12 protein-coding genes and 1 tRNA gene are annotated in these 12953 nt (G+C 29.9%); 1 reads left to right on the forward strand and 12 read right to left on the reverse strand.

Going from position 1 to position 12953, the window contains the following annotated elements; translation table 11 throughout:
• Positions 1-6: 6 nt before the first annotated feature.
• The 5 genes from PG914_RS00765 to PG914_RS00785 all read right to left on the reverse strand — a co-directional run bounded on the left by PG914_RS00765 (position 7) and on the right by PG914_RS00785 (position 3525).
• A complete protein-coding gene (locus tag PG914_RS00765; RefSeq protein ID WP_204434111.1) occupies positions 7-450 on the reverse strand; it encodes a LytTR family DNA-binding domain-containing protein in 444 nt (147 codons plus the stop codon).
• Positions 451-1437: 987 nt separating this feature from the next.
• The gene (locus tag PG914_RS00770; protein ID WP_488821774.1) at positions 1438-2181 is read right to left on the reverse strand and encodes a DNA alkylation repair protein; all 744 of its coding nucleotides are present in this window, start codon (positions 2179-2181) and stop codon (positions 1438-1440) included.
• 63 nt (positions 2182-2244) lie between these two features.
• Complete coding sequence (locus tag PG914_RS00775; RefSeq protein ID WP_488821775.1) at positions 2245-2553, reverse strand: type II toxin-antitoxin system RelE/ParE family toxin; 309 nt, start codon at positions 2551-2553, stop codon at positions 2245-2247.
• 2 nt (positions 2554-2555) lie between these two features.
• A complete protein-coding gene (locus tag PG914_RS00780) occupies positions 2556-2822 on the reverse strand; it encodes a type II toxin-antitoxin system prevent-host-death family antitoxin (RefSeq protein WP_488821776.1) in 267 nt (88 codons plus the stop codon).
• A gap of 325 nt (positions 2823-3147) precedes the next feature.
• Positions 3148-3525 carry a hypothetical protein gene (locus tag PG914_RS00785; protein WP_488821777.1) on the reverse strand — a complete coding sequence of 126 codons (378 nt, stop codon included), beginning with the start codon at positions 3523-3525 and terminating at the stop codon, positions 3148-3150.
• A gap of 614 nt (positions 3526-4139) precedes the next feature.
• Here PG914_RS00785 and PG914_RS00790 point away from each other — a divergent pair.
• Positions 4140-4541: a hypothetical protein gene (locus tag PG914_RS00790; RefSeq protein WP_488821778.1), complete on the forward strand. Its 402-nt coding sequence runs from the start codon at positions 4140-4142 to the stop codon at positions 4539-4541.
• Between the two features lie 95 nt (positions 4542-4636).
• Here PG914_RS00790 and PG914_RS00795 read toward each other — a convergent pair whose 3' ends face one another.
• The 7 genes from PG914_RS00795 to PG914_RS00825 form a co-directional block, all read right to left on the reverse strand.
• Positions 4637-5176: a hypothetical protein gene (locus tag PG914_RS00795; protein ID WP_488821779.1), complete on the reverse strand. Its 540-nt coding sequence runs from the start codon at positions 5174-5176 to the stop codon at positions 4637-4639.
• Between the two features lie 246 nt (positions 5177-5422).
• Entirely contained in the window at positions 5423-5566 is a 144-nt protein-coding gene (locus PG914_RS00800; protein WP_488821844.1) for an IS3 family transposase, read from the reverse strand.
• A gap of 160 nt (positions 5567-5726) precedes the next feature.
• Positions 5727-5817 (reverse strand) — tRNA-Ser (locus PG914_RS00805).
• A gap of 10 nt (positions 5818-5827) precedes the next feature.
• Positions 5828-7543, reverse strand: a complete 1716-nt coding sequence (gene ptsP / locus PG914_RS00810; protein WP_488821780.1) for a phosphoenolpyruvate--protein phosphotransferase — start codon at positions 7541-7543, stop codon at positions 5828-5830.
• Positions 7543-10809 (reverse strand): ATP-binding protein, encoded by a 3267-nt coding sequence (locus PG914_RS00815; protein WP_488821781.1) that lies wholly within the window; start codon positions 10807-10809, stop codon positions 7543-7545. Before PG914_RS00815 ends, ptsP begins: the two co-directional genes overlap by 1 nt.
• The gene (locus PG914_RS00820) at positions 10787-11425 is read right to left on the reverse strand and encodes a DUF4194 domain-containing protein (protein WP_488821782.1); all 639 of its coding nucleotides are present in this window, start codon (positions 11423-11425) and stop codon (positions 10787-10789) included. The genes PG914_RS00815 and PG914_RS00820 overlap by 23 nt, the downstream gene beginning before the upstream one ends.
• Complete coding sequence (locus PG914_RS00825; RefSeq protein ID WP_488821783.1) at positions 11422-12798, reverse strand: Wadjet anti-phage system protein JetA family protein; 1377 nt, start codon at positions 12796-12798, stop codon at positions 11422-11424. Before PG914_RS00825 ends, PG914_RS00820 begins: the two co-directional genes overlap by 4 nt.
• Between the last annotated feature and the right edge of the window lie 155 nt (positions 12799-12953).

Consider the following 12953-nt stretch of genomic DNA (forward strand, 5'->3'; position numbering starts at 1 on the left):
ATCCTCCTATAAATCCATTTTTTCAATAAACAACTTGTAAAAGAGTTTTGTCACAATAAATCTCATATCTCTAGTTGTTTGTATGTTAAACTTTTGACCAGTCAGAGTATTAATATGTTTTACATGATTTTTATTGATAATGACGCTCCGACTAATCCTAAGAAAATCGTCTGGCAAGTCAGTTTCTATCTCTTTTAAAGGTTTTCTGACATCGAATGACTTCTCTAGTGTATGAATATGAATGATATGATCAAAGCTTTCAAGCGCTATTAAATGATCATTATCGATCAATATAACACCTTCAGAGGTTTTAATGTGGATACGTCTACTTTTAAAGGTTGTATCTATTAATAGCCAATCGGTATCCTCTGTGATAACAAACCCGTGGCTTATAAGTTCTTGTTCGATTTCTTGATATTTACTTGGATGACATTGTAAATTTATTTTCATTTTTTCTCACCAACCAAATTCAATTTATCATAAAATGAAATTAATAGTAACCCATTTGTCGTAAGTTAATCATTTTTTATCGCGAAACGCATCTTTAACATCTTGAAATCTGAGCTGATACCAAAAACCTGTACTTTGATACAATATAAGTGTATGCAGGAGGGATCACATGAAAGATAAAAAGAAAACAAATAGACTATAGTGATGACAGTTATAGTTTAAAACAAACTATATTAAAATCTAATGCAAATCTATCCATTTAAGAAATAAATGACGAAAGTATATATATTGATTTAGGTAAAAACACTGTAGCAATTAGTGATGGTTTAATACTAAATTGTACAGTTATACCTAACACCACTATTCAATCTAGTTTAAAAGACGTTTTATCTGTTGATGTACCAAAAGATATATATATATATTTCTCCCGTCGGATGTTATGGTATTATTAGAAGAAAAATCGAGAGAAATATTAATATTAATTCTAAATTGGAAGAAGTTTTATTAAATGTTTCTTCTTAAATGACACCTGAAGAAATAGAGAAACGTTCACGTGTTCAAAAAAGAGGTAGATTCAGTAATGAATCAACTGAGGATATTACTATAAACGAGTCTACAAGTAAAGTTGATATTATAAAGGATAACACTCTATTTGATATAAATTAATTTATTAAAGGCTTTCCTAGATTCTGATTAGTATCAGTGTATTAGAAATCCTTTTTCTTTCGTGTTTTGATTGACCTTTCGTGTTTTTATTAAGAGTAAAAAAGAAACAAGTCTACAAATCACATTTATACAATGACTTATAGACTTGTTTTATTGAAAGAAAAAAGGGATTATCTCCCTATCTTCAAAATTCATTAAGTCGATACGATTGTATCAACACTGTCGTGCTAATATGTGTTGGGATACTAATTTTAATACAAGATTAGCACCCTTAGTTTTTGGAATATTATTAGAGGTTTAAATCTCGCTATATGCGATGTGTTATTCTTTGATCTTACGACTTCTTAATCCATGATTAATAATCCATTTTGTTGCATCAGTGAGTGCTTCTTTTTGCCACTCATCAATAACTTTGAATGCCAAATTTGGATCATGTTTGTATAAATCATTTAAATTATTACCAACACTTTTTTGGATGAACTTAGATTTATCATCTTTAAGGTTAGTAAGAATTTTCTCATAAATATTGAAATAATTCAAGGCAACCGTAGTTTTAAATGACCAAGGTAAAGCAATACGCACTGCCTCACTTGCTAGTCTTCTTACATGAACATTTACATCCTTACTCCATTTTAATAAAACATTCATTGTTTTTAAAGGATTTTTAACAAGTAAGTATCTTATTGCATATTCACCTGTCTGTCTTTTAGTGAAATCATATAAGAAGTCATATGTTGCTATTTCGTCTTTTAAACCGTGTTTTTCTATAAATCTACCCATTGGCCATAACCACCAACCTTCAGTGAACATTCCTGTTTCTTTTTTTAGTTCAGGCCCCCATATTTTTTTAAACGTTTCTAGATGTTTAAGATAATTCCCAGACAAAGACATCTCAAGTGCGTTAACATACAGATCTTGTCTTTGCAAGAAACTTTCTTCTGCTAGATTGTTTTTTAAGTAATCCAAAAACAAATCAGTTCTAAACAAATGATCAGCACTTTTTAATTTTTCTGATAATTTTAAAGCAAATGTATAATCGTAATACTCAACAAGTTTTTTTGCCATAAATACTCCCCTTAATAAATATTAATCTTTTTGAGTTTTTCCTATAAATCGAGATGTCCTTTACTACAAGAATCGGTGATACGATTGTTTAGAATGGAGAATACGATATACAATGACTTCTTTAGATACTTCATTAATCTTATAAAAAATAAGATGACTCTCTACAACTAAAAATCTATACCCTTGTAAAACAAGCAGTCTGTACCTAGGTATCGACCCTCTATTGGGAAATTGTTTTAAAGATAAAATCGTTTTTTCAATTTTTGAAAGATAGTCAAGCGCTTGATCTTTGTCACCACTATCCAAAAAAATAAACGAAGTAATATTACTTAAATCATTTTGAGCACTCAATGTCATTTTTACTTTATACATGATCAACTTTTATTAAGCTGACTTTTAACGGTTTTAAAAGCCTCTTCAATTTCAATAACATCGCCTCTATTAACATCGCTTTCAGCTTCTGCAAGCATCTTAAGAAGCTCTAATTCTGCCATTTGTTGTTCATAAACCGTTTGATTAATGAGCACTGTATCATTTCTACCATTGACTGTGATATAGATTGGCTTTTGTTCATCTTTACTTTGTTTTGAAATTTCAGCATACTTATTTCTTAAGTCAGCCGAAGGTCTAATAATGTTCATATTAACCACCTCTCATATATGCATATCATATCATAATTTGATTATGCTGTAAAGTAAAAAGTTTGACACAAAATTTGTATCAAACCTTTGCTTATTATATGTGTTAGAGCGACAATTTTGATACAATTTCGTACCCCCCTCAAAAAAGTTCGTACCCTTATGTTAATATTTTTATACCTTTGTTAAAAACGGCTTCACAAAGGAGAAAATGATAATAACTGTTGTTTTTACCCTATACATTCCATCAAAATAAAACTATATTGAAAATATATGATTCATCTTGCTTTTCAACCGTTCTATTTGTGATAATTTAAAAAAAGATTATTCACTCTTCAATAACCACATCTTCCACAGAAGGTTTTAGATCAATCTCAATTAGTCTTGGAATAACAAAATCCAATATACTTTGAAGTTTTTCTGCATTTAATGTCCTCCAAAACTCATTTGGAAAGATTACTATCCCATCTTGATTTACTTGATAGTCCTTAATTTTAATTTTTCTCATATTTTCCTTAACTACAATCTGTAACATATTCAATTTTTCATTATTTCCTTCAAGCTGGTAGTGAATTAAAATAACTTTACTTATCCCCTCATGTCTGACTTGTACAAAATAATCATTTTCATAACCAAATGTATAGTACTTTCCAAAGGTCCAGTTTTTCTCTTCACCAATTTTCTTAAAAAACTTTTTAATAAGCATTTCTTTTCTCCTATTTCTTCTATTTTTAATTAAGATTACTAAGCATGAAAATCAACAAGTAATTTATGATTTTTTCCAGGTCAAAGTCACCTATTTTTATAGAAATACACTAATTCATTTAATTATCTATAAAACCTAATCTGCATGTGTGACAAACTTTGTCAATACATGTAGTTGATTCAAGAACTTTTAATTTTTCTCCACATTTAGGGGATTTTTCTATATTTTCAGTTTTTTTATTAATCTCAAATTGAGTTAAGGGTAATAAGAAATATACACTTTTATTGAGTTTTCTTTCCAACTCACTACATATTTCTAATCCTCTTTTAGTTAATTCTGAATTAAAATATGTTAATTGTTATAAATGGTTAAATAAGAGTACGCAATAGTGTGCACGTAAGAATCCCCAATTCTTAGCACTAAAAGCGTACTCTTTTTTGATAAAGAAGCACTTGCTTTTTCTGTGTATTTTTTTAATAGACTACTCTTAAGATAGATTTGAGCTAGCATTTTAGTTTTTTCCGTCTTATTTAGTTTATTAAAATTCAGTAAACTTGATTCGTTTTCATATGCAGAAAACCACCTACTATCACAATTCAGACATACAGATCTAAATGTTCCAGCTTCATTCTGAACTGGTTGGTTCGGAATTAACAGAGAAATTTAAGTGGAATTGTTACTATCGAGCTTTAGTTACGATTCAAATTATATCCATTGGAAGAAAATGGATAAAAGCTAACCTATACAATCCTAAAAATGAAGCACACTGGAGATATTTGAATAAATGTAATATCTTGATTGATGATGAAAATAAATGTTTAAGCATTAAACAAATTTATATATTCATTGTAGAACTTGAAGTTGAAAAAGACATAAAATGGCAATCTAAACCAGAATGTAAAATGCGAATAGTAGATAATCTAGGCAAATATAAAGAATTTATTAGACACAATCCCAACAAGGACAAAACTATAGAAAAATATGTGAAAGAATATCGGATATTTAATTGGAAATAATCTCAATGTATCTTTCAAACTTAAAAAGATGATTCACATGAGCAATTTGATCCTCTTTTATTTGGCGTATTATTGAAATTACTTTCCTATATCGTTCATTCGGATTGATCCCTTTTTAATTGCAAGGATGATTTTATATATTCCATATAAAACCAGAAAGGAATTGCTATAACTGCTGTTATTATGCCGGTGACAACATCATATCTTCCTAAAGGCATTAATGAACGAATGATTGCATACCGAGATTGAAAAAACTCTTCTTTATAGAAACCAAAAACAAGCCAATCAAAAATGGCGGTTGCTCTTGAAACAAATGATGCGATGATCAAAGTAAAACATCCATTCACAAATATGAAATTATTATGTTTACTTAAATATAGATTTTTAATATAATCAAGAACACTTTTTGATTTTAACACGATGGTTTTATATCTACCCATAACAATAGCTGCTATGATAATGAAAATCAAATAAATGGCATTCACAGGCAAAATCAAATAACCATATTCTGTTGATGCCAGTGGATTTCCCTCACCAACAAGATGGTAATAATTTTGAATATAGTAAATTGTTAAAATCATATCCAATGCAAATAACAAAATTGCAACACCGATTATCAATAAAGTTTTCTTCAATGTTAATCCTTTCAGATGCTATTATACAAGTATTTTAATGACTTGACTTATAAAGTAGCAGTGACTCTGTTAGTTAATAGTCACTGCTACTTGTTTTCGTTTTATAGTCTACAAGTTATCTTCTAATTACTATAACCAAAATATTACTGACCGATGATTTGATAGTAGTAATCCGAATTCCAGAATTCCCACCAATTTTGAACTGATACCATTTTCTTGTACTTTATGTTCTTTGTAGTTATTGTATCATATTTGTTGATTCATGAGTCTAAATTGTATTGGGGAATAACCACCTAGAGTTAATTTTATTCTATCGTGATTATACCAATAGATATACTCATCAATTGTTCTAATTAAATCAGATAAAGATTTAACCTTTTGTGTTTTTATTGAGCTTTCGTGTTTCTATAAAGTCCAGAAATAGAGCATTATACAATCTATCACAGTTATTCAATTTATTAACTGATGGTCTGTAAAGAAAAAAGGGATTATCTCCCTATTTTCCTATTTTTAAAGTTGATACTATTGTATCAACACTGTTGTGCTAATATGGCGGAACAAGGGGGATTTGAACCCCCGCGCCCTTTTACAGACCTATACGCTTTCCAAGCGTACCTCTTCAGCCACTTGAGTATTGTTCCATCAAAAGAGCTAGTCAGCTAGCTCTTTATAATATTGTTCAATTAATTCACTTACTTCTTTATTTGTTTCTAAAGTTAATGCTTCGCTAACAATACTTTGAAGTTTTTTATTGTCTGCTTTAGAAATTAGATATTTAATCTCTGCAATAGAATTTGCATTCATAGAGAGATCATCAACACCTAAACCAACAAGGAGTAAGGATTGTTTTGGATTGGATGCCATTTCACCACATACTGAGACTTTCTTACCTGCTTTGTGTGCAACATCAACAATATTTTTAATTGTTCTTAAGACAACTGGATGATAAGGTTGATATAAATTTGCTACCTTTTCATTCGTTCTGTCGGTTGCAAATAAATACTGGATCAAATCATTTGTACCAATACTTACAAAGTCTACATACTTAATTAAAGTTTCAATATGAAGTGCAGCTGTAGGCACCTCTATCATGATACCAAATTTTGGTAAATTTACATCCACAAATTCTTCTTTTAATGAAGAAATTGCTGTATCAATAACCTTTTTTGCTTCATCCAATTCTTCTTTTACTGTTACCATAGGTAACATGATAGAAAGATTCTTATATTTATTTGATTTTAAAAGTGCTCTTAATTGCGTTCTAAATAGTGATGGATAAGAAAGACTATAACGAATTGCACGATTACCTAAAAATGGATTTAATTCGCCTCTATTTGATAGATATGGAAGTTCTTTATCGCCACCAATATCTAATGTTCTTGCAACTACTTTTTGATCTTTAAAGTTAGATGCAACTTCTAAATAGAAGTTAGTTAATTCATCCTCAGTCGGGAAATCACTTGATTCCATATACTGATTTTCAGTACGTAGTAAACCAACCCCCATTGCACCTTGTTCCTTGGCATTTTCAATGTCAATTGGTTCTGAAATATTTGCAAGAATACCTATTTCTTTACCATCTTTAGTTTTACCATTTTGATTTTTAAGTTTTAAGTATACTTGTTGTTCTTTAATAATTTGTTTTTGTTTATCTTTAAAAATTTGAACCTCTTCTTCACTTGGATCTAAAATAATAAATCCTTTTTTACCATCAACAATTGCTAATTGATTTTCTGGAAGTTTCGAAACATCAATGCCTGAAATTGCAGGAATACCTAAGTGACGCGCAAGAATTGCTGCGTGACTTGTTTTAGAACCACTTAATGTAACAATCGCTTTAATGTATTTTTTATCCAAAGTAGCAGTTAAACTTGGCATGATTTCATCAGCGACTAAAATTACATCTTTATTAATTAAGTGTTTTGAAGATTTCATACCTGTAAGATGTGCTAAGACTCTTCTCATGATATCTTTTAAATCTGCAACACGTTCTTTAATATACATGTTTTCGCTTGCTTCAAAAAGGTCAATCATTTCAGAAATTGTTTGACGGAATGCATATTCTGCAGAAGTACTATCTTCTTTGATCTTCTTTAAAGTCTCTTCTTTAAGCATTGGATCATCAAGCATCAGACTTTGTGCATTAAAGATACTTGCTTGATCTTTACCAACTGATTTTTCAATATCTTGATAAAGCGAAGTAAGTTCCTTCTTAGCAGTTAATAAAGCAGCTTCTAGTCTTTTAACTTCAATATCATACCCTTTTCCAAGTTTACCAACTTGAATCAATGGTAATTCATTTAAATGATGTATTTGTGCAATTGCAATCCCATTTGATGTTGAAATACCAAAAATTTTGTTTTCCATTATATAACCTCTCTGTTGAATGCTTCAACAATCGCAAAGTCATTATCTTTAACAATTGCTAGTGAAGTTGTGACATAGTTAATAATATTAGAAACTCTTTGAGGCGGTACTGCAATAAATAGTTGAATAGATAATGAATTATAGAATTTCATCATCGCGTCAATTCTTGATTCGTCCATGTTATTAAATGCTTCGTCAAATAACACAATACATCCAGAATCAACTCTTCTATTCTTAGTTAATAATTGTTGGAATGATGCTGCAATAACAATATAGAACGGAACTTGAGTTTCACCACCAGATTTTTCTCTAGATACTTTAGAGAAGTATGATTTATTACCATTTTCTGATGTAACTTCAATATCGTAACTCATATAGTAACGATAGTCTAAGAATTGTAATGCAAACTTATCATTTTCTGGATCAAATGAAGCAATCTTATTAAATAATTCCATTAAGATGACTTCGTGTTTCTTTGTTAGGTTTTCTGTGAATAAGGTGTGATTAAAGATTGCATCACTACCCATAATGATGTCGTAATAAGTTTTAAACTCTGGGTTTTCTGATGGTTTAGTAATTAATTGGTAACTATCAGCACCAAACTTCTTACCATCTAAAGCCATGTTTAATTCATCAATTTGAATTTGTGCTGCCTCGATGGAAGCTCTAAGTTTACCAACAAATTCTTCTCTAAATCCGATTTCAGAAGCTCTACGTAAATCAATCGCTTCTTGTTCGTATTTCATTAAGTTATTATCACGAATTAGATTTGCTTCTCTTTCAAAGTGAATCAATTCACTAATATCGGGAGCTGCTCCAAAGTGATAATTTGCAATATACACACGCATCAAATTAACAACTTCATTTTCAGCTTTCGCATTTTGTGAGTTGATTGCAACTGTTGATTGTGCTAAATCACGGCTAATTAAATCGAAGTTATTTTGATACTTCTCTTTTAACGCGTTAAACTGTTGGTATGCAGTGTTAATTAATGTTGGATATTTTTGATGTAATTCTTTTTGTTCAGCTAAATACTCATCAAGATTTGTTCTAGCTTCTTCAATTTGTTCTAAGATACGTGTCTTTTCACTACGAAGGTCAGCCATCTTATCAGATAGTTTTTCATAGTCTAATCTTAATTGACGTTTCTTATTACGTTCATCTTGAAGTTGTGCTTCAAGTTCTGTAAATTGAGGGTTTTTAGCAAGATTATTAACTTTTTCTTCCAAATCAATAAATTCACGGCGAACTTGTTTGATGGTTTCAAAGAATCTAACTTGATTAGTTGAAAGAATTTGAGATAATCTAGAACCATTAATTAAACGATAAGCTTTTTGATTTCTATCAATTTGAACATTTAATCTTTCTAAATCATTTTGAAGATCACGTACAAGTTTTTGATCTAATTCAACTTGCATTGTTGTGGCTTGTTGACCAATATATGGAATTTCATATGATTTAGGATTTGTTTGTCTAGCAGTATGATTTGAGTAAGTCATTACTGTCTTAGTGATTGATCTTGAGTAATTCTTTAAATCAGCTAAATTCTCAACTGTAACTACATTACCCATTAACATGTTTACATAGTTTTTTGCATGTGGGTGATCAGTCATTACTTTTGATGCTAAAGAGTTTGGAAGAATATTATTATATTCACCAAGTTTAGCTGTGTTAACTAACCCAACACCATAAATTTGTAATTCTGTTTTTACTCTGTCATAAACTTCAAGTGCATCATTAAAGTATAATGGGTCAATAATTAAGTCAAATCTTTGACCACCCAAGTATCCCTCTAAAGCATTACGCCATGATTCATCTTTAACTTCAATTAATTCACATAAAGGACGTACTCTAACTTCTTTCTTATAGTATGCAGAAAGGTCAGTGTTGATTGCTTCAATTAATTGTTGAACATTTCTTGGATATGTTTTAACATTTCTTCTTAATGAATTCAATCTTGCTTGTGCAATATTTAGTTCATTTAAAAGTCTTGTTCTTTCACGTTCTAATTCTGCCTTTTCAACATTTAAGGCACTTAAATAACCACTGGATGCAGCAGCTGCACCTTCAAGATATGAAGTTAATTCTAACGGATTAGAGTTTTCTTCATGACCTGAATAGTACTTAATAAACGCTGAAATTGCGGTATTTGGATTCAATTGAACAAAGTCACGGTAAATGTCTAATTCCTTGTCTAATGTGTCTTTAAGTTCTGCTACAAGGCGTTTTTGTTCGTTATACTGTTCGCCCTTCTTCTCTAATTGATCTTTTAAATTCATTAGAGTACGGGTAACATCATTCGAACCTCTAGCTTGTTCTAATTCTAAAATAGTTTCATCATTTTGTTCGATTTGGTGGTCTAAATCTTCTTTATCTTTCTTTAAAACTTCATATCTTGCATTGATTTTATCAATATGTTCATTAGCATGTGCTAAGAAATATTCTCTTTTTTCAATAAACGCCATCTGTTCGATCATTTCATTGATCTTAATTTGATCGATGTTTGAAGTAAGCGATTCACCAAGTTTAACGATTTTGTCTAATTTTTCTAGTTTTTCACGATCAAGTCTAATTTGGCTTTCAACACGCTTTAATTGTGTGACGTTATTTTTAAGTGATTGGATATCAATCGGATCATCATCAAGTAAAAATTCAAAAACAAATGATTGTAAATCAATCGGTCTAAATGCTAAAGCTTTTGGTAAAATCTTTGCATATTTTTTAGCATCAATACCAAAGTATTTAGCAAGTGCATCACGATATTCTTTTTGTGTATCAAATGGATCTAGTTCAATTTGAAGTGTTTTTAAATAAGCTTTCATTGAACGATAATCTCTTGGTTTTTTCTTATCTAAGAAGATACCATCATGAATGTTTAAATTATCTAAGAGATAGAATCTTTCTTTTAAAGTTCCACCTTTTGGTAATTCTAAAATAACACCAATAATACCAAATTGGTCATTTTGTTCATCATAAAATTCAAGTGCTACATGAGAAATCACATCTCCAGGACGTAAAAACTCTTTATTTTCAGCACCAATTCTTCCACGAACATAACCTTCTAAAGTACGTTTTGCTTCATCGGTTGCTGCAATATTAAACTTAGCACCAGATTTTGCACCAACAAGTAAATATTGAAGCGCATCAAGTAGTGTTGATTTACCTGAACCATTTTCACCAGAGATTAATGTGTTATCTTTAATTGAGATAGTTTGGTCAGAGAATAAATGCCAGTTTACGAGTTTAATCTTCGTCAATCTCTTCATTATCACTACCTCCTTGTAAGTATTGGTCTAAATGGTCTAAAACTTCTTTAATTGAATCAACGTTTACAACAAATAACACAGTTGGATAAATCTTGATTCTTGCATCATCATGTAATCTCTTATCCATAAAGTCGATGATATTGTAGTTTTTTAATAGTTGTAGACTTGGTTTTAGTTTTTCTTTTGTCATACGTTTATTATCTAAATAACCAATTTTTGCTAATTCAGAATGGATGTCAGATAAGTAAACTTCAACATTTTCATCTAAAGTAACAAGCTCCATTTTTGCTTGATAAATCATACGAATGATTAACAGTAAGATGGATTCTTCTTTTTTAAGTCTCAAATGGTTAAATGACGATTCATTTTTAATATAAACAACTTCTTCATGGCGTTTGATTTCAAGTTCAAAATCAGCCAGGTTAAAGTATGCTGAAAATATATCTTTATATGCTAGGATGAAACGATAGTCATTCGCATCACCAATCTTTTTTCTTGTTATGTAGTTAACTTGGAAAAGTTTATTAACGATTCTTGAAAAGATTTGTTTTTCAGCTTCTTTTAAGCTTGGAAATTCATCGTTTAAAACTTTTATCGCTTGATTTTTTGCAATCATCGTTTCACTCCTTTTCTAAAGATTTCAAATTCATTAAATTTTATTTCTCCGATTCTCACATCGTAATTTAATAATTTAACATCATATTTCATACCAACACTCTTAGAGAATAAGAAAATTAAAATTAATTTAACATAGTCTTCATTTGATTCAATTGGCACATCGGATGCTTTAATATAGTCCACATCTTCTAATAGGTTTGACACATGTTTATTAATTTCTGCCTTACTAAAGATAGATGCTTTCATTAAGGATGCAAGTTTTCTTTCTCTTACATCATCTGGGATTTCTTGTTCAAAGTTTACATCTTCTGCAACTGGATCTAGTCTTGGACGACGTTCTGTATATAGAGAATTATCATCTAAGTTTCTAGCTCTAGTTAAATTGAAGATGGATGAATAATCAAATGACTTTTCTTTTAAGATGATCTTAAAGAGTCTATTTAATAAACCTTCAAGGTTATCAGATGTGTTGGTTAAGAACATAATCTTAGATGCTGCAGCATTAATATAAAGTTCATTCTTTGTATCAATCGCTGATATCAAGTATTCAATCGCATCCACTGAATCTTTGATGTAACGAATACGTTCTTCAACATAGTTGAATGCATCATTATACTCAATCTTTCGTCTAGCTTCAATTGCTTGATTAGTCATCTCATCTAAGTATTGGTCATTTTGATATATATGACCAATTTTTTCTAAAATTGCTCGTTTATAACGAGGTAATGAGTCAGTTGTTTTTAGTTGATAGTAGGCACTATCAAAGAAGTTATTTTTATAATCAACTAAAAGTTTTTCTAAAACATCTTGTAGTTTATCTTGTTTTTGACGCTTAACTAAATCGTAGTAATAACGATAGATGTTAGCTTTTAATGTTTTTAACTTTCTTAAAACATCATCAATCTTACGATAAGCCTGTTCAATGATTGTTAAACCATCTTGAATGTCAAAAGACGACAAAAGAGAGTAGACGGTGTAAATTTCACCGGTATACTCAGTTTGTTCGTCCATTTGAATTCTTTTTAAAATATCGAGGATTTTAATTGAATAATCAAAAAGGTTTAAAGACGTTTTATAGTCCCCTAATTCTTCTTCACCTAACCAACCGTTCTCTTTTAAAACGTTAATAGTCGCCACACTTTTTTGGCGTGATGTAGAAGTCTCTTCATGTTCTACTTCAAAAGAATCCTTTAATTCATCAAAATAGTCCACTAATTTACTGATTACGAAGTTTCTTTCACCTTGGAAGGAGTCTTCCACTGAATTAGTTGCATCATAAATGATGAATAAGCAATCGATGTAAATCTTTCGATTAGGGGAGGATAGGACATTAAATAGTGTATCTGGTATTTTCTCAAATAGATTTGGCACCTAAAATCCTCCTTGTTTGTATATCACATATTGTAACATCTTTTCTTTATAAATACTATTTATAACACCTATTTTCACTTGGCTTAAGATGCATTTTTTTCCCACAATAATGATATTCAGTTTAAACTCTATAATTTTTATTAAAATACATGTTA

The sequence above is a fragment of the Acholeplasma sp. ORD1043 genome, assembly GCF_057808485.1.

What these genes read in the sequence shown, in the direction of transcription:
- PG914_RS00785 (WP_488821777.1), bottom strand. Translation starts at nt 3,525, where the DNA reads ATGCTTATTAAAAAGTTTTTTAAGAAAATTGGTGAAGAGAAAAACTGG.
- PG914_RS00770 (WP_488821774.1), bottom strand. Translation starts at nt 2,181, where the DNA reads ATGGCAAAAAAACTTGTTGAGTATTACGATTATACATTTGCTTTAAAA.
- PG914_RS00820 (WP_488821782.1), bottom strand. Translation starts at nt 11,425, where the DNA reads ATGATTGCAAAAAATCAAGCGATAAAAGTTTTAAACGATGAATTTCCA.
- PG914_RS00790 (WP_488821778.1), top strand. Translation starts at nt 4,140, where the DNA reads ATGTTCCAGCTTCATTCTGAACTGGTTGGTTCGGAATTAACAGAGAAA.
- ptsP (WP_488821780.1), bottom strand. Translation starts at nt 7,543, where the DNA reads ATGGAAAACAAAATTTTTGGTATTTCAACATCAAATGGGATTGCAATT.
- PG914_RS00780 (WP_488821776.1), bottom strand. Translation starts at nt 2,822, where the DNA reads ATGAACATTATTAGACCTTCGGCTGACTTAAGAAATAAGTATGCTGAA.
- PG914_RS00765 (WP_204434111.1), bottom strand. Translation starts at nt 450, where the DNA reads ATGAAAATAAATTTACAATGTCATCCAAGTAAATATCAAGAAATCGAA.
- PG914_RS00775 (WP_488821775.1), bottom strand. Translation starts at nt 2,553, where the DNA reads ATGTATAAAGTAAAAATGACATTGAGTGCTCAAAATGATTTAAGTAAT.
- PG914_RS00815 (WP_488821781.1), bottom strand. Translation starts at nt 10,809, where the DNA reads ATGAAGAGATTGACGAAGATTAAACTCGTAAACTGGCATTTATTCTCT.